Source organism: uncultured Idiomarina sp. (genome assembly GCF_964010655.1).
GTDB classification, from domain to species: Bacteria; Pseudomonadota; Gammaproteobacteria; order Enterobacterales; family Alteromonadaceae; genus Idiomarina; species Idiomarina baltica.
On the sequence record NZ_CAXGLS010000043.1, the window covers coordinates 1 to 21,355 of the forward strand.

A 21,355-nucleotide genomic window follows, 5' to 3' on the forward strand; every position below is an offset into this window, starting at 1 on the left:
ACTGTTGCTCTAAATAGGCTTGCCAACTGACATGAAACTCCGCCGCGACTGGCAGCATCGCCGGCGTATCGGGTAGCGCGATATCCAATACTGTCGGGTCGCCCCAGCCCGATAAGTCAGCTTTTTTGCGTTGTGCGGCCTCTGATAGGAAAAAGGTAATCACCTGCTTCGCGGCCTGGGGATGACCACTGCTCTTTGGAACCGCTAAATAATGACTATTGGTGATAGCCGCGTCGCCTAAGGTGATGCGTTTGGTGCCCGCCGGCACTCGTCCCTGATTGACGAGCGTTTTAACCTCATTCGGATTAAACGACGGCGCGACATCAAGTTGCTTGTTAGCGAACCAATTTAGTTGTTGTGCCGCACTCGACGGGTAATTCTCACCGCCTTGCCATAATAACGGCTGTAACTCGTCTAAGTAGGTCCACAAAGGTGCTGTCAGTTTTTCGGCGTCGACCGCATCGACAGGCTTGAGAAATGCTTCATCTTGCTCAGAAAGCGACAGCAATAATGATTTTAAAAACGTGGTGCCATGAAACTCCGGCGGTTTAGGATACGTAATACGACCGGGATGCTCGGCAGCATACTCCAGTAATTCCGCGGCACTGATGTGATCACCGGCAACGCATGTGTTACAGGTCAACAGATAGAACTGTCCGACGCCCCACGGTACCTCGAGGTCGGCGACCGGTTCACCAAAGTCGCTTTGCCAACTCAGCTGATCATTCAATCTCTCTTTAATATTCAGCTCGGTGAGTATCGGCATCAGGCGATCAGCCTCTTTCAACGCATGAAAGTTCTCGCCATTAATCCATATTAAATCGGCGTTGCTCTGACCATCGACCAGTTGTTTGACTACCTCGGCGATATCAGCCACCTTCACGTGTTGTAACTGAATACCTTGCGGTCGCAGTTCCTTGGCTGCCCAGCGAATGTAATCATTAATGGCGGGATTGCCGCCCCATGCATAAAAGTACACCGGGGTCGCTTGCTGTTGCGCAGCGCTCGGCGCAACATAGCCCAAGGACATAATAACAGCCAGTAATAGAGTGAGACGTTTCATGATCGTAACCATCGGTGTAGTTTCTCAACCCACTTTAACAGTTTTTCGGGCGCATGCGCGCGCTTCCACTCACCTGCTGCATATTTGTTCGCCTCAGCCAGAGTGGGGTAACTATGAATAGTTCCAAGAATTTTATTAAGTCCGATACCCTGCTTCATTGCTAAGACAAACTCGGCCAGTAACTCCCCCGCCTGGGGACCGACAATATTAACCCCTAAAATCGTATCTTTACCCGGCTCAGTCAGCACTTTTACACGTCCGTTGGCATTGCCATCGGCTATCGCGCGATCCAGCTCGGCAATGTCATAGCACGTGGTTTCATAATCAACCTGCTGTGCCTTTGCTTGCTGTTCTGTCAAACCCACGTTGGCAACTTGCGGTGAGGTATAGGTCACCCAGGGGATCACCGAGTAATCAACACGAAAGCGCTTGAAACGGCCAAACAACGCATTCACCGTGGCATACCATGCTTGGTGTGAAGCAACGTGAGTAAACTGATACGGGCCGGCAACATCACCACAGGCATAAATATTGGGCAGGCTGGTTTGCATAAACTCATCGACCTGTATGGTTTTACTCTGCTCAATGCCCAGTTCTTCTAAACCAAAACCTTCGAGATTCGCCTGTCTACCTAGCGCCAACAGCACCCGATCGGCATGCAATGACTGCTCTCCTTGCTCACTTTCCGCCGAGAGCTCAACGCCCTCCTCGGTTTGGCTAAAGGCTTTCGCCTGGGTACCCAAGTGCAATGTAACGCCATCATCTTGAAGCGCGCGTGCAACATAAGTCGACGTATCCGGGTCTTCGTTCGTCAACAAACGCTCACTCATCTCAACCAGATGTACCTCACTGCCCAGTCTTTGAAAAGCTTGTGCCATTTCGCAACCAATCGGTCCACCGCCTAAAATCAATAAGCGTTTAGGTAACTCGCGGAGCTGCCACAGGTTATCCGATGTCAGGTAATCTACTTCGTTGATGCCCGGTAAGTTCGGCACGAGCGGCCGCGCGCCCGTCGCCACTACGATATGTTTAGTAGTTAAGCGACGCAACTCGCCGTCTTGCTTGAGTTCCACTTCCCACGGCGATTTGATGGTCGCTTCACCGAGCTCTACATTAACACCCAAGCCTTGGTAGCGCTCGACCGAGTCATGCGGCTCAATACGTTGTATCACTTGCTGCACTCGCGCAAGCACTTGCTGAAAGTCCACAGATACCGAGTCAACTTTAATGCCAAGCTGCTCGCTGTGACGCATGTGATGCACTTGATTAGCCACGTGCAATAACGCTTTTGAAGGCACACACCCGGTATTAAGGCAGTCTCCGCCCATTTTGTCGCGCTCAATTAAGGTCACTTTGGCTTTCACCGTTGCCGCGATGTAAGCACTGACTAAGCCCGCTGAGCCTGCACCAATGACGATAAGGTTATTGTCGTAGTGTTGAGGGCGGGTGAAACCTTTAAACGCCCGACGACGCTTGATAGCTGTAAGTAACCATTTGGCGATCAGAGGAAAGATACCCAATAACACAAACGCGCCAATGAGATCGGCCGAGACCACATCGCCCACTTGTTCAATCTCTGCGAGCTGAGTACCGGCGTTGACATAAACAACGGTACCCAACAACATGCCGACTTGACTCACCCAATAGAATGTCCATGTTCGAATCTGTGTAAGACCTAAAGCCAGATTAATCACAAAAAACGGAAAAATGGGTACCAGCCTTAAGCTCAACAGATAAAAGGCGCCGTCACGCTTGACGCCGCGGTTGATCGCTTCGAGCCGCTGACCAAACTTACTTTGCACCCAGTCTTTTAATAAAAAGCGCGCACTTAAAAAGGCCAGCAAAGCACCGACCGAGCTAGCAAAACTGGCTAGTAACAATCCCCAGCCAAGCCCAAAAATGGCACCGGCACCTAAGGTTAGGATCGTGGCGCCTGGAATCGATAACGCAGTAACCAAAACATAGGCGATGAAGTAGATAGCAAAAGTCAGTAACGGTTCCGTCTCAAACCAGCCATTAACACGCGCTTGCTGCGCTTTTAGCGTATCAAGATTGAGATACTGCGTAACATCGAACATTACCGCGGCGACAACGGCCGCGATAATCACCAGCGCCAGCAGAATTTTTTTTACAGACACAACAGCTCCTTCTAAAAGCGGTAATCAACAGTCAGCTGCGCGTGGCGCGGAAGTGATGGAAAGGCGAGTGTGGAGCCGAAATAGCCACCCTCAAACACCGGTGACCAATTTTCTTCATCGGTTGCGTTGAACACATCTAAACGCGCACTCAGTTGGGCAGTAATTTGATAAGTTGCGTTTAAGTTCACCATATACTGATCACGAATCATCACAGTCTGTAGGTAATCAAGCGGATAGCTCTGGGTATAACTCAAATCACCACCCACCGACCACTGAGGCGTTAGCTGCCAACCTGCGACGGCTGAAGCTTGCACCTCAGGAACGCCTTGCAAACGTTGATTCGAGGCTGGGAAGGCCGCAAAGTTAGGCGCACCCACACCGGTACCATTGATAATCTCCGGTCGTGAATTATCAAACAAGTCCGCGACTTGACGCGTATCTTGAAACGCAGCCGAATTATCATAGTGCGCATCTAAGTAGCTAGCCGCCAGTGTTGCCCAAAAGCCGTTTTCATTACGATAGTTCCACTGCGCCTCGACACCCTGTGTGGCAATTCCACTATTAGAGCCGTCACGGTTGCGCAGACTACGTGTTTGATCAAATACCACCACATCGGTATACCAGCGACTGTTGACTGGCGCTATTTTGATACCGATCTCATACAATGTATTTTCGGTGGCGAAATTCTGTGAATCGATGACTTGATTCGCATTTAAAACCGTACCGCCCGCCATTGAATTCGAGGTCGAGTCACTTTCGTACGCTGATGCGTAAACCATCACCGCCGTTGAAAGTTGATACTGAGACGACAGGCTAATCGTACTTAACCAGTCATTGTAACTGTCCTCAGCCGCTTCAAATCCAACGGGTGGCAGCGGATCTTTCGCGGTCACATCATAGTAATCAAGCCGAGCCCCTGCGGTGACTTGCCAACGCTCAGTCAGTGCCAGCTCATGCTGTGCGAACAGACCCCACTGTTGGCTTAGCGAGTCGGTGGTATCCGATAAGATATAATCGCCCACGCCGTCGCCATCGTTGTCATAGTTGGTGCCTGGTGACACAAATAAGCCGGGGCGCAACTCCACTAGTTGGGCTTGTTGCGCTGCTGTCAGCGGAATGCGGCGATTTGAAATAGGACCGGTCAGGTCAGTCGGTAAATCGGCTTCCGTACTGAACTGGCTGTAACCCAACACATCATTGATGCGTAAGTTTATGCCTACAATAGAGCGATCGTTAATATGCAATTCAGCCCGGTTTTCGAATGTATGTGCGCCATCAATAATCTCAACAAAGCTGTTTTGGTTAATCCCTTCACGCTCTAAGTATTGATAATAGGTCCGGTTTACAAAAATAAGTCCGTCAGACCATTGCTGCTGAAACGTCGAATGAACCAACGTTGTTTTGGCATTATTGATATCCGCTGGATCGGTCAGTACGCGACTACGATCAATTTCCACCTGGCCGGTCGGGCTGACAATAGCGTAAGCACCTGGCACAGTAGAACCATTAGGCTGTACACCTTGTCCGGTAATATAAAGGTTGTCATCGATGAGCGCTTGGGTGGGACGGTTGATACCCGCGTTGTCGGTCCACTCGACATCATAGTATTCAAGCCCGATATCCCACTCCGTGCGGCTGTTCGGCGTAAAGCGATAGGCGACAAATACGTCATCACTGCGAGTTGAGGTATAGTCGTAAAAGCTATCATGGTCGACAAACTCAGCGCTAACTCGTAACCCATGCTTGTCACGCTTGAGCACTTCATTATGATCGAGTTGCAGACGGTATTGACTCCACTGACCCCATTCACCGCGAATACGTGAGCGCTCTTTATCTGTCAGTGCCTTTTTCGGCAACAAATTAACAAAGCCACCGACGCGCTGGGTCGTACCTAGCATCACCGGTGGTGCTCCTTTCACTACGGCAATACCTTCGATACTGTTAAACGACATTGGCACACCCAAACCATTGTTACCGGCTTGACGGGGCATACCCGCCTCGAATAGCTCACCGAGCTGTCCACGCATACTCGGGAGTGATGGATTACCAAAACCTGCAGCTGCAAAACTGTTGGGGGCAAACCGAGCAATATCATGTAGATCATTAATTGCCGCTTGGTCCATGAGTGACCGCGATATCATGGTGGCAGCGCGCGGGATTTCCTGTAATGCATCGGACAAGCCAAACACCCCTTCGACCGGTTCTTCACTCGGCAATACCAGAGTCTCCCCTTCGCCGGTGACCTCGATAATTTCAATAGGTTCTTGTGCCATTACAGACACCGGAAGCAATGCCAACCAAGCGAACTTCATCGGGAAATCCTTTTTATAGCTGACTTAAGAAAGAGCGTATACGTTCTGCATTTTTACCCACATCACTGCGACCCACGCGTGACTTACTACGAATGTCGAGCAGTGTTTCTTCATTTTGCGCCTGAATGCGGATCACCACGTCGTCTTTAAAGCCAAACCATGTTGTTGTGGCTGTTGCCTCAATCCGATGTTGCTCATCCGACGTATCGATAATTTCCCAGCCCATATTCTTAGCCACCGTCAATGCCTGCTGATAGAGCTCGTCCGGTGATTTAGAAGAAACATAAGTGGTAATGTCGGGATACGCTTCTTTCTGTTGCTTTGCTGTTTCCTCACCCGCGTACTCCACAGGATTAGGCGCGTTTGCACGCAAAGGTGCAATAGCCACAAATTCGGGCGGGTTAACCGTATCCGTTGAGATATCATGAATGGGCGGTACCGAGGTTGCCGTTTGGTACTGCGTATAAGGTAAATAAAACGCAATAAATGCAGCAATAATAGCTAAAACGCTAAGCCCTGCGCGAGCGCCCTTAGGTCGGCGCACGAATAACGCAATAATGTTTAATATGCCCGCACCGATGGCAAGGTACACAGCCCAACGCAACAACGTGAAGGCACCACCTAAAGTGAGCCATTCGAGTTGATAAAACGGGCCGGACAAGCCGATTAAAATAAGAGAAAGTAACCCAAGAAAAATTAAGATGGAGTGCAACGCTTTCATAGTCTGTCCCGAACAAATTATTGTTTTATAAGATATTAGACTACGAAAGCGTGGTTAAGCCAGATCAACGAATAATAGGTTGTCCTTCAGATGAGTTAAGACGTGCCGCATCAACGCGCGGAATATAAATGCTCCCCGTACTAACAACATGTCGACTGTTAATATCGACCAAGCGAGCGTTTGCTAAGATTCCGTCACGATAATAGCTATACGTACCGACAACAACATGGGTGATGAGCATGATTTCATCGACTTCGAGGTAGTCGCGTGTTAAGGCAAAGTCGCCTTTGGGCGTAACACGAATAAAGTCCGTTGTTTTGTAATCAATAATGGGCACTTCTCGGCTCGCGAGCTCACCACGCAACTGCTCAGACATCGCTTGCGCCAGTATCGATGCTTGCTGATAAGATGACTCTACACCGACAAAGTCTGTGACGCCGACGTGTGTCTGCGATAAATCGATTTGACTATTTGCTACCAATTGCTGCGCCAACTGCGTACTGTAGCTATTGATGGGCGCGGGTATTGCGCTTTTGCCGTTGTCATCGTAGCGGACTTTTTGTTCCGGCTTAGGTAAAACTGTACAGGCGCTCAAACTCAATGCCGCCGCTACCAAAAGAGTTAATCGCATACTTTTCTCCTACCGACTTCTTTGCAGATGACCATCGATGATCTGGGCACTTTTATTCGGCCAATATAAATGCTTGGGTACATAATGATTAGCAGCCGCCAGCACCGATTGAGAGCGACGATCGAGCACCCGAATGCTGAGCATTACACCATCATCTTCTCGGCTCATGGTCCCCACTAATACCCAGTCTAAGTTGGGATTAAGATTTAACTGCTGTTTATCATTGGTTAGCATCGTCGCCCCCGCAGATGTCAGCGTCACACCATTCTGAGCGCGAAAGTCGATAAGCTTGACATTTCGCTCTGTCAGATGGCTATACAGTGCTTCACTGACTTCATGGCTGACGGAATACAATGCGTTTTCAGACGTCGGTAATTCAAGCGTGTCGGACATCACCCAACGTGTAATCCCTACTTGTGCATGCGCTTGGCGAGATGATGATTGATTTAACTGTGTTACCAGTTGTTGCGCTAACCGATCAGCGATTTCGTCATACGGACTAATTGAGTGCGCTTTAGCTGGCAGCACCATTAAGCTGAGTAATATAACCAATACACGCATAAGGTATCTCTGAATTAAGAGTGATGGTGTTGTATCGGCTGGAAATCGAAATAATTTAGTTGGTTAGTGCGCTTAACTAATGCCTAGTCGTTTAAATAGACCTTCGCGGTAGGACTGACCGATACGTATCTCGTCATTATTACTTAACACGAGAAGCGTCAGTCTGCCTAATTCGCTCGTGAGTTCTCTCACATGATTTAAGTTGACGATAACACTGCGGTGCGCTCGGTGAAAACGATTACCGCAAAGCGTATCTGCCACATTTTTCATAGTATCGCGGTGAAGGAGTCGTTCATCTGGAGTGTGAATTTCAACATAATTGGCGGCCCCTTTAATACAGATAATATCGTCGACAGGAATGAAAACGATTTTACCTACCATCCTTACGGGAAATACGTTATCCATACTACGCCAGCATCCATCAGGCTCAGAAAGGTTTAGAACCTGATGGTATGGCACCCAGTTCAAGATGGGATATTTTGTGACTAACACGACATCATTCAACCTAAACGCATCAAATAACATGATTAATAATGCCGTATTTTGTTCTATCTCTCTGTAAGACAAACATAAAAAAAGCCCTCCGAAGAGGGCTTTTTGATTGCGTTTTTTACACTTAGAAACTAAGTGATGCGCGAAGGTATGCGAAACGACCAATGTTGTCGTAGATTGCAGAGCCTGCGCCAGTACCTGTTGTATAACCTGGTAACTCACGGTTGAAGAAGTTATCGACACCTAAAGTAAGACCTAGGCCATTATCGAACTTGTAACCCGCTGTTACGTCAGTAATGACATAAGTGCCATACTGCATTTCGTTACTTGGGTTAGGGTTCGTCTCAAGACTGGTTGGATCGTACAAGTTTACACGGTCAACGTAACGAGTGGTTGTGCCAAACGTCCAGTTGTCGATGCCGTACTGTACAGACAATTGCATTTGCAAGTCTTGGTCACCCAAAACGCCCGCGTAATCAGTGTAGTTATCAGGCTCGTCAGCAAATGGGTAGTCTTTTGCTTCGATTGTGTACGTACCGATTAAGTTAGTGCGGAACTGACCACCTAACGCATCAAAGTCGTACGCGAACTCGAAGTCAACACCTGAGTTCAATGAACGCGCGATGTTCAGTGCGAAACCACGGATCAATGTAATCTCAGACGTATCTGGGTCACGTGTGATCAGGTTACAGAACTGGTTATCGATAGTCTCAGCATCCACACAACGGTTTAGGATAGTTTGGAAACCAATGCCACTAATCGTGTCATCGATGTCGATTTCCCAATAGTCAACTGTTGCAGAGAAACCTTCCAACCATTCTGGTGAATAAACGAAACCAGCAGTGATTGATTCTGATGTTTCTTCGCTCAAGTCTGGGTTACCACCCACTAATGTCTCAAGTGTTGCTGAGTCATAGTTCGAATCGAAGTCCGCAGGTACACCTAACGCCGCACAGTTAGCTTCACGACGCGCACGGCCGTCTGCTGATAGCTGAGCTAAGTTAGACACTCTACACGGATCGTCAACATCTGCGAATGACTGGCTTTGGCCTGAGAACAATTCATCGATGTTTGGCGCACGGATTGCTTCAGAGTATGTGAAACGTGAACGTAATTCATCGCTGATAGTCCAGTCTAAACCAACTTTCCACGCAGTAGCGCCGCCGATGGTTGAGTAGTCTGCGTAACGCACTGCAGCATCAAAGTTCAGGTGTTGTACCATGAACATGTCACGTAACAATGGAACGCTGATCTCACCAAAGATTTCTGAAACGTCGTATTGACCGTCCGTTTCGCCCAGTGCGTTAAAGAAGGTAGCACCCGTTTTTGCAAAGGGGTCTTCGACCGTTACACTTGATTCATCACGGTACTCAACACCACCCGCAAAACCGATGTGTCCGGCTGGCAATTCATACAAGAATGAATTTGAGAAGGTTGCGTTAAATACAGTTTGTTCGATTTCAGAGGTACCGACAGAAGTCGTAGTAACGTAGTCTTGCGACGCTTGGCTTGCCATGCCCAAACCGAATGGGTTGAAAGGCACACAACCATCAGCACGTGCTTCTTCGCTACGACATACGATGTTACCGGTTTCGTCTTCAACCGCGTCCAGTGCCCACTCCATGTTCTGGAGGATTACGTTAGCACCATTGACACGTTCGATGTCTGATTTACCCCACACCAATGAAACGTCATAGCTCCAATCTTGGTTGAGCATACCGTCAAAGCCGATAACTGCGCGTTTTGTTTCACGCGTGTTTTCTTCGATACGGCGACCTGCATCCTCGTACATACGGTTTAAACCAAGGAAAGGTACGCCAAGCTCATCCATTTGTGATGCCAACGCTTCTGGCAAGAATGGGTTGTCACGTTTGAACAAGTAAGGGTAGTTATCCGCTGCGGCACCCGTTGAGAAGAAGCGGAAGAATGGCTGACCGATATTTTGACCTTCACTCTTAACGTACTTCGCGTTCCAGTACATGTTAACGTCTTGCGTAAACTCATAGTTACCTTTGAGGTTATAGTTTACACGTGAGAATTCTGGCTGTACTTCGCTGTAACGACGTAAGTTGATGTAGTCACAGTCTTGACAGTAAAAGTTAGCCGGATCGTTTACATCGCCGATATAGGTATCACGATAAGAACCGTCTGGGTTAAATGTACCTAAGATACCGCCGGTGAACGGGTCCCATACAGTACCTTGATTAGAAATCGCATAGTAACCTGCATTAGGCACTACGATGTTGTCTGGGTATGCTGGATCGTCGAGTTGATCTTCGGTACGCGGGCCATACAGCGCTTCATAACGCATGCTAACCGCTGACGTTGCAGTCCACGGGTTATCCAATGCATTTAATGAGTCTTGCGCGTTGTATTCTGCTGATACCGCAATGTTACCTTTACCACCGGCAAATGCAGTACCGTATGAGAAAGTATACTTCTCGTTTGAATAGTCGCTGTTTTCAGCGTAACCACGAGTGGCAGTAACGTCTAGGCCTTCGACGTTCTTCTTAAGGATAAAGTTGACAACACCTGTGACAGCGTCGGCACCGTATACCGCAGACGCGCCGCCGGTGATGATCTCAACGCGATCAATCCAAGCACTTGGAATGGTGTTGGTATCAACCGAGCTAGAACCTGGCGCTGAAGCCACGTGACGTTTACCGTTGACCAATACCAACGTACGGTCAGTACCCATGTTACGTAGGTTCAGTGTACTGATACCTGCCGTACCGATGAAACGGCCTGAGTTAGCAAGTGTGAATGTTGTTGCCAATGCAGGTAAGCGACTCAGTACTTCACCGATGTTCATTGCACCGGTTTCAACGAGATCGTCACCGCTGATTACGGTAACAGGACTAGGTGCTTCGGCACCAATACGGCCGATACGCGAACCAGTAACCTGAATACGTTCTTCAACTTGTGCGTTTTCGCTTTGTACAACTTCCTGCCCAGAAGCAGAAACGACCACGTCTTGATCGTCTTGCTGAGCATCTTGTGCTAAAGCAGGTGCTGCGATAAACGCAGAGCTAACACCCGCCATCAAAATCGTTCTGATAGAACGCGCCAATAATGACTGTTCGTTCATGTTCAGTCTCCCCGAAAATTATTATTATGACGATCCTCTACAACTTGTTAATAGAATCGTTATTCAACGCAGTCCTTTACAAGACTGCGCTCAGGAAGAAGAAAAACACATTTTTACAACAAAGGCAACTTTTTTATAACACTTTTAACAGTTTCTGATCATTACTTGATCGCCTGTAAACAGAAGCCGACTTCACCCGTTTCTGGAAACTCGACGTCTTGTACCATAACTCGTTTGAAGCCTGCCTTTTCAGCAGCTTGAGCGAGGTGATCAGCTGACTTCACTTGCTCTACTGCCTGTATCATGTCGTCCATTTGGGCATAATGAAATTTCATGTTATTGAGAAAATCATTGTATACCTGCCGAGCCTCTAGTTTCTTGCCATTTGAAGCAGCTTGTAAAATATGCCGTACAGCCGGGACAAAATTACTGCGCTTAAATGTTGGGTTATTACGATGCGTATGAGCCAGTTGATCGAGCTTACGCTGCGACAACGCCGCTTGCTTGCCTAACGGCTTTCCACGCGCTTCAAGGATAGAGGTATACAAGTTATATACATGTTTCTCTAAGTGGCGAATCAGTGACGGCATTAATTCATACATTGCTTTATTATTGCGCACTAATGTTGAGTTACTTGAATGCACGAGAGCAACAAGCGCACCATCCTTCTTGAGTTGCGTATGCAAATGCGTCAGCCCCTCGATTAGTGGACCGTACTCTAAGCCGTAGTGCGAGACCACCGTGCCCAATTTTTTGTTGCCGGTTAATTTAAAGCTTTGATATGGCGTTAGTTCACGAACATCCAGCTCGGGGTTAGTAGGTCTCAATGCCGCGCTATCCACGCCTATTAATTGCCACTTTGATTTGTTCTTTTCATTTTTATATTCGTTCAGCCAGCCAATTAGAATGCCATTCCCGCACCCAATATCGACAATCGGTGACTTCGCTTCAAATTCGCTCATGCGCTCAAACCAAAACTTCCGCATTTGGTAGCGTTGCAACGAGGTATTTTTATTTAAGAAACTCGCTTCCGCTCCTGAACGCCAATAATTATCCCACACGTTATTTACTTGCTTTTTTGTGTTGTTCATATACTGCTCTTGTGGTTATGGTTTAAAACAAACAGTTCTATCATACCCCGATAATCACGCATAAAAAAAGACTCCCGAAGGAGCCTTTTTAAAACAATTCGTTGAGTTAGAATTGAATTTGATAGCCTGCTACAAATTCGCGTCCAATGTGACCTCGAACATACAGCTCAGGGTTCGTGTATTGCCCACTGCTGTTCAGCACCGGATCCTCGTCAAATACGTTGCGAACACCCAATGTCGCTTTGCCATATTGACCGAAATTATATGAGAAAGTCACGTTGTGGTAAGTCGTTGATTCAAGTTCACCAGCAAAGTTGTACTTAAAGCAATTCGAATCGCCACAAGACGTGTCAAGCACATCGGTTTCGCCCGTTGAGTCAATGTAGTCCGTTGTCCATGTCACATTGAAGTCGTTAATCGCATATTGCAACATCAGCTGCGAGCGAAATTCAGGGGCACCAGAAGAACCTGACATATCTTGGCTAGGTCCGCCAAAATAAACATCTTCTTCGACGTCCATCATATAAGTGGTACCAAATGTCGCGTTAAAAAGTCCTGCACCTAACGGATATTCGGCTGCGATTTCCATGTCGAAACCTCGACGCGCCAAAATAGAACCGTTTTCAGTGCGCGTGTAAACATCACCCGCAATAGTTCCATTGTCACGGCGTTGCAAGTCGAACGCCGGATTTGCCGCTAAGAATGAGTCTAGATTACCGCCAAGCTCAATATTAATTAAGTCTTGCACTGTGACATCTGAAATAACATTTTCAACTTTTAGATCAAAGTAATCTAAACGGAAATCCCAGTTATCAAGTCCTGAGTAAACAATGCCCGCATTGATATATTCTGATTCTTCAGGACCTAAGTTATTATTACTCTGAATCTGGTTATCAACCTGAATCTCTGGGCACTCGGTTAAGTCGACGCCGCTGGACTGACACGCCACATAATCGTAAGCATAGGTTGACGAATACTGATCTTGTGCTGACAGTTCTTCTAAAGACGGTGCACGAAATCCTTCACTATACGAAGCTCGTAGCAAGAGAGCGTCCATAGGCCGGTATTCAGCTTTTAAACTACTGGTGCTTGCAGATCCGAAGTCGCTGTAGTCGTCATAACGAAATGCTGCACTGACAGTAAGGTCGTACGTGAATGGCATCGCTACTTCATAAAAATAGGCTCTAACGGTACGATCTTCTGATGCGGAATTACCTGCACCACCACCGACCAAACCGGCTTCTGACTGTGCATCGTATTTATTTTCGAACACCTGCTCATACATTTCCCAGCCAAAATAGTGCGCAATTTGACCGCCTGGTAGTTCACCGATATTAAAACCCATACCGGCGTAATAGTGATCAAAAATGGTCTTGCCTTCGGTCAACGTAGTGATACCCAGCTTGTCAGAATTTTCGGGTGCAAATGGGTCGCGGCCTTCTGCTGCAAGCCAGTTCAGGGCTGATTTACTCAAATAGTCACGCCCAACCGTTTTATAGTCCATTTCGGCACGCTGATAGTAGACTTCCCAGTCGATGTTATCTAAAGCAAAGCCACGGAATCCAACTACATAGTCTTGTTGGTAATCGTCTACATAGCCATCCCGGTTACCTGCTGGATACCAACGAAAATAACCTGTATCGAGCGTTTCATCATAAGGGTTGTGGGATGCATTCGCTGGGATATTTTCCCACTTCGCCGCGGCTGGCGCATATCGACCAAATGAACTGTTTTTAGCGAACATGCCGCGCATATATAGTTCAACGTCGTCGTTAATCTGGTAGTTTCCATTCACCATTAATGAGTTACGATCAGTCGAAGCCATGTTTGTCGATACACTGGAATAGGCATATCCACATACCGTCCCCTGACCGATACCACCGTTTGCGGTACCTTGGTCGAGTACACCCACAAAGCCATCGACGTCTTCTGTCAGTTGACCACATAACGGCGATGCCTCATAGTTTCCCTCAGGATTAACAAGCGTCGCACCGTATTTTGAAATACCAATCGTTTCATCGTTTAACGAGATGACACCATCACCATTTTCGTCGAACATCTGTGGTGCTGTGTACGGACGATCACGGTCATAGATCGCGTCACGTGTCTGATGCTCGAACACCATAGTCAGATTACCACGATCTGACGACGTACCTGCGGTGATACTGAAACTCTCATTATCACCCCCTTCAGCCTCCGGACGACCGACTTTGGTGTTAATTGCGACACCTTCGAAGTCGTCTTTTAGGATAATATTAACGACACCTGCGACGGCATCAGAACCATATACCGCTGAAGCACCATCTTTAAGCACCTCAATGCGCTCCACAGCCGCCATTGGAATCGTGCTTAAATTAGCCGAAGAGCCACCCAGCGATGGTGAACCGGCTACGCGTTTACCATCGAGTAAGACTAGCGTACGACTTGCGCCGACACCAAGTAAGTTAACCGTGGACTGTGATTGTGCTGAGCTACCTGAGCTTGGTACAAATGAGCCAAACGAGTTCGAGGTGAGATTACGTAACGCATCGGCAACCGATAAACGGCCTTGATCTGTCAGTTGATCTGCCGAAAGAACCTCTACAGGAGACGCACTTTCTAGGTCTGAACGCTTAATGCGTGAACCCGTAACTTGAATTTTTTCGATATTGCCTTGCGCTTCAACAGTATTGCTGTCCTGCGCGACAGCCAACGCTGGGGTTGCTAGACCACCCGCTACAGCGAGAGCAGTTAAACTCTTGCGGAAGGTACTATTCGTCATGTTTTTCTCCCTGGTGTGTGTTCTTATTCTGTCGCTCATCAGAGGATAAGTGACGTGAATGAGCGGTCATCGCTCAATTGAGGTCTTTGCGATGCCGCACCGACTTTTAACGCCAGCTGAGGAGAAATTCAACTAAATGGACCTGTTAAACGAACTGTTTGACCACCTTTTAGTCGATATGCACAACTCATAGTCAAATGTATCACTTTAGGTTAACAAGTGTTCTTTGGATGTAAAAAAGGCAGCTGAAGCGCTGCCTTTTGCATATAACTCATTGAATTTAAAAGATTACATGAATTGATAGGAGATACTCGCGAACACGTAGCGTCCGAGTGCATCAAAATACCCTGGATAGGTATTACCATTACTACCTGGCGCACCGGTTAAGTACGGCGGATCATTTTCAAGCACGTTATTCACGCCCACACTAATCGTCGTGTTATCTCCCCAACGGTAACGAGCAGTTAAGTCAAGATAGTTTTCTGCATCGATATCTTGCGGTCCACTATCAAGTTGCTGAGTCTCACCAAGGTAACGCCAATTTGCAGAAACGGCTAAGCCGTCGTTGTTTTCCCATGTCGCTCGCAAGTTATGTTGCCACTCTGGATTCGGCGCACCACATACGCCTCCCCAATAGCCCGCACACTCATACACACGAAGACCGACAACCGGCTGAGTATCAAACTTAGTGAAATAAGTGCCCACTAGGTTGAATTTGAGCTTGCCAAAATCATTATCAAAGCGAATGGTATAACTTGAATTTAAGTCAAAACCAGACCGCTGCTCAAAACCAATATTCACATTAGTCGCAATGATATTATCTTGACCCAACCAAAGTGAACCTGTTTCCGGACCGCGATTAATGAGTTCACAGAACTGCGCATCACCGGTATCCAAACACAAATCGAGCGTGGTTTCAGCTGCGACAATACCAATGGCATCCTCAACTTTTATATCGAAGTAATCTAAAGAAACATCGAAATCCCCTTCCATTGTGCGATAGACAAAACCAACAGATATTGTATCTGAGGTTTCAGGCTCTAGATCGGGGTTACCTCCTGAAATCGAGTTGTATTGGTTAGCTGGACTTTGTGGGATATTGCCGTACTGCGCCGAAGTGACACCGGTGCGTTGACACTCCTCTAGAGTAGCTTCTGGATCAGCACCACCACACGGCTCTGAATCCATATCGTACAAACCGATAGACTGAGCTTGGTACAATTCACGAATGTTGGCATGACGTGCCGAACGCTGGAAGCTACCACGTACCTTCCACATCTCGTTAATATCCCAACCTAAAGCTAACTTGTAGGTATCGGTTTCTTTGGCTGTTGAATATTCCGAATAGCGATAACCAAGATCCATTGTAAGAGTGTCCGCCCAGTCGGCTCCCTCAACCAAATAGATTTTTGCTTCCGAAAAGATTTCATCAACACTTAAGCTGCCGGAAACTCCGATTGTAGGCCCGCCTTGACCAGCCCCATCACCTGATGTAAACCCACTATCGGGTTGGAAAACGAGCTCTTCGCTGCGTGTGGTCGCGCCCAGCAAAAGCTCGACTCCACCGACGGCATAAGGACTGCGGATACCATAGTCACCGAGGTTACCAATCACATACGCAGTATATTCACGCAAATTAGTTTCACCATTGGCATAGAGCGGTAGCGTTAGATAATCGAGGGCGTCTTGGGTAATATTTGGCGCAAAGATATTCCAAGGTACGCAATTTGGATCAACACCACTCAAAGCTGCGGTACAGACCGCCTCCCCAGTGTCGGGATCCGTTGTGACGTTGAGTGCTCGTCCAATGTTGGTAATACTGAAATCATTTAGATAGGTCGAACTTAGTGTCACGTTACCGAAATTAGCAGAAACATCATAACTCCACGTGTCGTTCAAATATCCTCGAATTCCGAACACGCCGCGATACGATAAATGCTGAATATCATTCTGACGCGGACCGCCTTCAACATTGCGCTTGCCTATGTAAACACCTTCCCACACATTCGGATCACCTGATACAGTGGCGGGACCACCCGGTCCACACAATACGCTTGCTTGTTGCGGCGATAGAAACGGGTTGTCACAACTCAAATCAACCTGTGGAAAAAAGGCACCTGATTCCGCGATCTGTGAAACACTTCGGTCTTTAACGAAGCCAACTTCACCGAAAAACTCCATGTTTTTGTTGATTTCGTAATGACCAAATGCACCGAGTGTGACACGCTCATCGGGACGCTGAAAATAATTGCGAGGACCAAAGTTGTATAAGCGCCCGTCATACTCTTGGAAAGTACCTTGATCGATGTAGTAGTCGTAGTCAACGAAATCAGTTAGGCGACCGTCTGGAATGGTGCCGGAGCCACCGCAGGAATAATCTCCAGGTCCACCTGCTAGTGAGCAAATACTATAGTCGCGATTATCTTATGTAACCGCTTTGATATCGCGATAAGTTACATAGCCGGTAATATTACCTTTGCCATTGTCCGCATTGACCCCCCAAATGATCGAGAAATCATTCATATGACCATCGCGACCAGAACCTGGCGCCAGATCGAAGTTAGCGTCACGGGCCGATTGCGCTACATCATTGCTGTTGGGGTTATTATACTGATAAAAGCTGTGCTGATAATCTAGCTTTACGCCCTCAAAATCATCTTTCATGATGAAGTTCACGACACCCGCGACAGCATCCGAACCGTAAGTTGCCGATGCACCGCCCGTGAGTAACTCAACATTTTCAACCAGTGCGCCTGGGATCTGATTTAAATCTGGCGCGATAGCGCCTTGTAATGGCGATCCCATGACCAACCGGCGGCCATTCATAAGCACTAATGTACGATTAGAGCCTAACCCCCGGAGTGAAATAGTTGCCGTGCCAGTTGCACCGTTTGAATCGGTAGATGTCTGACCTGGAAACACTTGTGGTAAATCGTTCACTAAATCCTCGGTCCGAACGTTACCCGAAAACTCGAACTCCTCTGAGGTTACTTGAGATATAGGACTAGAGCTCACTACGTTAGACGATTGCGGAATACGCGAACCTGTCACTTGAATGCGCTCAGCTACTTTTTCTGCTTGCTGATCGTCAGCAGTAGATTCTTGCTGATCTTGCGCCATAACGGGCATCGAAAAGACGCCTGCAATGGCTACTGCCAACAAATTTTTACGAAAAGTTGTGCTTTTCATGATTTGAAACTCCCCGGAACTTTATTGTTTTTTACCTCAAAATATGTTTGAGGTAATTTGAATTTAGCAATAAGTTAATTTTATGTAAACAACTTGTTACTAAATTATGATTAACTTTATTATTAAGTGTTTGACTTTAAAGAATTATTATGAAGTCAATAACAACTCAATTAAGTACGCGGAGAGCGGATTGGACAAAAAAAAACCACCCCGAAGGGTGGTTTTGTATTCAGTATTAACTGAATGTTCTATTAGAACTTGATACCAGCGCTCAACTGAACGTAGCGAGGCGTTTGGTAAGAAGTTGGTGCCATGAAGTATTCATTTGCATCCCCTGGAACGTTCTCTTCTGCGAACTCGTTACGACGCTGAACTGCTGAAGAGTTCAATACGTTGTATACGTCTGCGCGGAATTCGATTTCAGTTCCAGACCACTCGGTTACGTAAGTCGCGTTAAGATCCAAGGTTGGAGTCCAGTCTGTACGACCGTAAGTACCACGAGTAATTTGATTGTACTCATTGGTAGCTTCGTTTTTGTCATCACAGTTTGCTGTACATACGTAGAAAGTATCACCGTATTGAGGCACACCGTTCGGGTGGCCGATACCGAATGCATTTAACGGACGACCTGAGCTCAACGTAAAGTTTGCACCTAAACGGAAGTTCTCAGTCAGCGCGTATGCACCGTATGCTTTGAAGGTATGGCGACGGTCGTTCGGCAAGTAACCGTAAGCACCATCCATCAGCTCTGCAAAGTCAAAGTCCTGAGTGATACCCGCATCGTCTTGAGCGATATCAGACTTAACCAAACCTTCGGTGTTACCGTAGCTTTGAGCCCAAGTGTAAGATGCGTTTAATGACCATTTGCCGTCCCACGCTTTTGCTAAGGTTAGCTCAACAGCGTTGTAAGAACGTTTACCTTCTGGGAAACCAAGCTCTGCCAAATCGATGTCGATTTTTTCAAGCGCAGTGTCTGCATTACAGTCGGTATCAGCAAAGATAGTTGCAACTTTACCTGGGTTACCCAATACATACGAGCTACCGCCATGGCAACCGTAGGTGTCATCAAGATAACCTTTAACGCTCATGTCATCGATAGCGCCGTTCAATTCACGACGGATACCACGAACGCCCCAGCTCCAGTTTTCAGCGAATGCTGCTTCATAACCGATGATGTATTCGTCTTGGTACATTGGGTCGATGTCTTGGTCAACGAATTCTTTGGTGTTCGGAACGGTACCATCCGCGTTTACACTGTCGTCACCGATCTTATCGCCTTTAGTGTAAGTCAGGTAATCGTTGCCATTGAACTGGTCAATTGAAGTACCTTCCAATACAAAGTATTGAGTTACATCGTACTCGTTACCAGACATACGTACGTTAGTGTTACTTGCTACTGGTAAGTAGTAACGACCTACGTTTGCAAACACTTTTGACTGACCGTCACCGTTGATGTCGTATGACAAGCCAAGACGTGGCGCATACATGTTATCAACTTTTACGAAGGTTTCGCCGTTACCGTTTTTGTTTTCGAACGAGTCATAACGAAGACCAATCGTTGCTGTCAGGTTATCAGTGATAGACCAGATATCCTCAACGTAAAGCGCTTGGTTTTCAGTTTCGAAGCTACCTTCAACGGTACGAACGCGCTCTTCAAGGTACTCAGTAACGCCATCCGGGATACTTGCACCGTTATCAAGCAGACCGCCGGGGGTTCCGTCACGTAAAGTCACGAACTTGCCGCCTGGACCAGAATAGCCTTCAAGCGCATTTGACGTATTTGTTTCAGTATCATAACCGAAGCGTAGCAAGTGGTCGCCAAGGTACCATTCGAAGTCCACACGCATCGCTTCACGTTTATCTTGACCTTCTTCAGTCAAGTAACCTGGGCTGCCGATACAACCTGCGAACGTGCCTAGAGGCGCTGCATCGCGACGATCGTATACAAAGTTACAGTTAGCTTGTACGTTGCTATATGAGGTCAAGTCATATTTGTTTTCACCGTACAATGCTGAAACCGTTAAGTCGTCAGTCAAGTAACCGGTATATTTTACAGACCAGTTGTCTCCACCAGTCTCTTCATACGAAGTTGACTGGTAGCTGAGGCCGTCAGTAGTTCGGCGGCTAATGTCTGTTTCAGTGGTAGCTGAATCCGAAAACGCTAACAGTTCAACTAGATGATTACTGGTGATTTGCCAGTCAATCTTACCACCGTAGAACGCATCATCGGCGACAGCTTCGTTGAAGAATTTACCTTCACCAGATGAGTAATTGTTATCGATATTACGCGGATTATAGATTGCGTAGAAGAACAACGTGTCTTTAATGATCGGACCAGACGCGTAGATATTACCTTCCATGTCTGAGCGTTCGTCTAACTCGTTGAGAACGTACGTAGAGCCATCAGACAAGATACTGTTTGGAGAGGTCTCACGCAAGCTCTCAGGTTGATAATAAACGTTTGCGCCGAACTCAAATTCGTTAGTACCGCTCTTCGTGATAGCGTTGATAACACCACCAGTAGAACGACCAAACTCTGCAGAGTAACCACCCGTCTTAACTTCGAACTCTTTGTAGAATTCAAATGGTACGTCTGAGAAGCCAGTACCTGTACGGAAGTTGGTTACGTTCAAGCCGTTGATATAAACAGCGTTTTCCGCAACTGATGAACCTCCGAAAGAAGCTAAGTTACCGAAACGGCCATCACCAGCAGTTGTGCTTGGAGCAAGCAATGCAACCGCTGTAGCGTTACGTGGAACTGGAATACGGTCGATTTGAGCTTCGCCGATGTTCAATGACGTACCAGAAGCACGTGTGTCGACCATTGAGATGCTAGTACCTGAAACATCGATAGTTTCAATACCGCTTGAAAGAGGTACAGTGATTTCACGCGAGCCACCTGCGCTGATTACAAACTCTTGAGTTTGGTTCGGCTCATAGCCGTTAGCGTTAGCAGTGACCGTGTAACGTCCTGTCGGTAATTGAGGGAAACGATATGAACCGTCTGACTCTACCTGAACAGTACGAGTGAAGCCTGTGTCAACGTTACGGATGGTAACAGTTGCACCAGTAACAGCAGCATCGCTAGAAGTCACAACTTGACCGTTAACGGTACCGGTCGTGCTCTGTGCAACAGCTGTTGCTGACAAACCCATCGCTGCTGCAACCGCTGCAGCAGTTAGCGTGCGTTTGAAAAATTGAGATTTCATAATTGGAATACTCCCTGGAATATTTTTTTTGTGCGCCTTAAAACCAAGCGTTGTGGTTTTTGACGTAGAAAGAACATAGCAACCCCAAACCGAATTGTA

The 21,355-nt window shown here is 47.2% G+C and carries 13 protein-coding genes; all 13 read right to left on the reverse strand.

All coding sequences use genetic code 11. The features are described from left to right. A partial coding sequence (locus ABNS04_RS10065; protein WP_348671413.1) for an ABC transporter substrate-binding protein occupies positions 1-1,063 on the reverse strand: 1,063 nt, incomplete at its 3' end. Continuing rightward, the gene (lpdA, locus tag ABNS04_RS10070; RefSeq protein WP_348671414.1) at positions 1,060-3,201 is read right to left on the reverse strand and encodes a dihydrolipoyl dehydrogenase; all 2,142 of its coding nucleotides are present in this window, start codon (positions 3,199-3,201) and stop codon (positions 1,060-1,062) included. The genes lpdA and ABNS04_RS10065, both read right to left, overlap by 4 nt. 11 nt (positions 3,202-3,212) lie before the next feature. After that, positions 3,213-5,513 (reverse strand): TonB-dependent receptor, encoded by a 2,301-nt coding sequence (locus tag ABNS04_RS10075; RefSeq protein WP_348671415.1) that lies wholly within the window; start codon positions 5,511-5,513, stop codon positions 3,213-3,215. A gap of 13 nt (positions 5,514-5,526) precedes the next feature. Beyond that, the gene (locus ABNS04_RS10080) at positions 5,527-6,234 is read right to left on the reverse strand and encodes a DUF1499 domain-containing protein (protein ID WP_272977275.1); all 708 of its coding nucleotides are present in this window, start codon (positions 6,232-6,234) and stop codon (positions 5,527-5,529) included. A gap of 64 nt (positions 6,235-6,298) precedes the next feature. Further along, complete coding sequence (locus ABNS04_RS10085; protein WP_272977274.1) at positions 6,299-6,865, reverse strand: FlgO family outer membrane protein; 567 nt, start codon at positions 6,863-6,865, stop codon at positions 6,299-6,301. A 9-nt stretch (positions 6,866-6,874) separates the two neighbouring features. Next, complete coding sequence (locus ABNS04_RS10090; protein WP_272977273.1) at positions 6,875-7,426, reverse strand: FlgO family outer membrane protein; 552 nt, start codon at positions 7,424-7,426, stop codon at positions 6,875-6,877. A 72-nt stretch (positions 7,427-7,498) separates the two neighbouring features. Further along, positions 7,499-7,831, reverse strand: a complete 333-nt coding sequence (locus ABNS04_RS10095; RefSeq protein WP_165477441.1) for a LytTR family DNA-binding domain-containing protein — start codon at positions 7,829-7,831, stop codon at positions 7,499-7,501. Positions 7,832-8,042: 211 nt separating this feature from the next. Then, a complete protein-coding gene (locus ABNS04_RS10100; protein WP_272977272.1) occupies positions 8,043-11,006 on the reverse strand; it encodes a TonB-dependent receptor in 2,964 nt (987 codons plus the stop codon). Positions 11,007-11,167: 161 nt separating this feature from the next. Beyond that, positions 11,168-12,097, reverse strand: coding sequence for a methyltransferase domain-containing protein (locus ABNS04_RS10105; RefSeq protein WP_272977271.1), 930 nt, complete (start codon positions 12,095-12,097; stop codon positions 11,168-11,170). A 106-nt stretch (positions 12,098-12,203) separates the two neighbouring features. Next, positions 12,204-14,858, reverse strand: a complete 2,655-nt coding sequence (locus ABNS04_RS10110) for a TonB-dependent receptor (RefSeq protein ID WP_272977270.1) — start codon at positions 14,856-14,858, stop codon at positions 12,204-12,206. A gap of 288 nt (positions 14,859-15,146) precedes the next feature. Further along, positions 15,147-17,039, reverse strand: coding sequence for a TonB-dependent receptor (locus ABNS04_RS10115; protein ID WP_348671416.1), 1,893 nt, complete (start codon positions 17,037-17,039; stop codon positions 15,147-15,149). A gap of 243 nt (positions 17,040-17,282) precedes the next feature. After that, entirely contained in the window at positions 17,283-18,047 is a 765-nt protein-coding gene (locus tag ABNS04_RS10120) for a TonB-dependent receptor plug domain-containing protein (RefSeq protein ID WP_006954820.1), read from the reverse strand. A gap of 251 nt (positions 18,048-18,298) precedes the next feature. After that, on the reverse strand, positions 18,299-21,256 hold the full coding sequence (locus tag ABNS04_RS10125) for a TonB-dependent receptor (protein WP_272977268.1): 2,958 nt from the start codon (positions 21,254-21,256) through the stop codon (positions 18,299-18,301). Positions 21,257-21,355: the final 99 nt, after the last annotated feature.

Excerpts from the sequence above, each read along its gene's own strand:
- ABNS04_RS10090 (WP_272977273.1), bottom strand. The coding sequence starts at position 7,426 with ATGCGTGTATTGGTTATATTACTCAGCTTAATGGTGCTGCCAGCTAAA.
- ABNS04_RS10100 (WP_272977272.1), bottom strand. The coding sequence starts at position 11,006 with ATGAACGAACAGTCATTATTGGCGCGTTCTATCAGAACGATTTTGATG.
- ABNS04_RS10120 (WP_006954820.1), bottom strand. The coding sequence starts at position 18,047 with ATGAAAAGCACAACTTTTCGTAAAAATTTGTTGGCAGTAGCCATTGCA.
- ABNS04_RS10085 (WP_272977274.1), bottom strand. The coding sequence starts at position 6,865 with ATGCGATTAACTCTTTTGGTAGCGGCGGCATTGAGTTTGAGCGCCTGT.
- ABNS04_RS10105 (WP_272977271.1), bottom strand. The coding sequence starts at position 12,097 with ATGAACAACACAAAAAAGCAAGTAAATAACGTGTGGGATAATTATTGG.
- ABNS04_RS10095 (WP_165477441.1), bottom strand. The coding sequence starts at position 7,831 with ATGGATAACGTATTTCCCGTAAGGATGGTAGGTAAAATCGTTTTCATT.
- ABNS04_RS10075 (WP_348671415.1), bottom strand. The coding sequence starts at position 5,513 with ATGAAGTTCGCTTGGTTGGCATTGCTTCCGGTGTCTGTAATGGCACAA.
- ABNS04_RS10110 (WP_272977270.1), bottom strand. The coding sequence starts at position 14,858 with ATGACGAATAGTACCTTCCGCAAGAGTTTAACTGCTCTCGCTGTAGCG.
- ABNS04_RS10115 (WP_348671416.1), bottom strand. The coding sequence starts at position 17,039 with ATGGAGTTTTTCGGTGAAGTTGGCTTCGTTAAAGACCGAAGTGTTTCA.
- ABNS04_RS10125 (WP_272977268.1), bottom strand. The coding sequence starts at position 21,256 with ATGAAATCTCAATTTTTCAAACGCACGCTAACTGCTGCAGCGGTTGCA.
- ABNS04_RS10080 (WP_272977275.1), bottom strand. The coding sequence starts at position 6,234 with ATGAAAGCGTTGCACTCCATCTTAATTTTTCTTGGGTTACTTTCTCTT.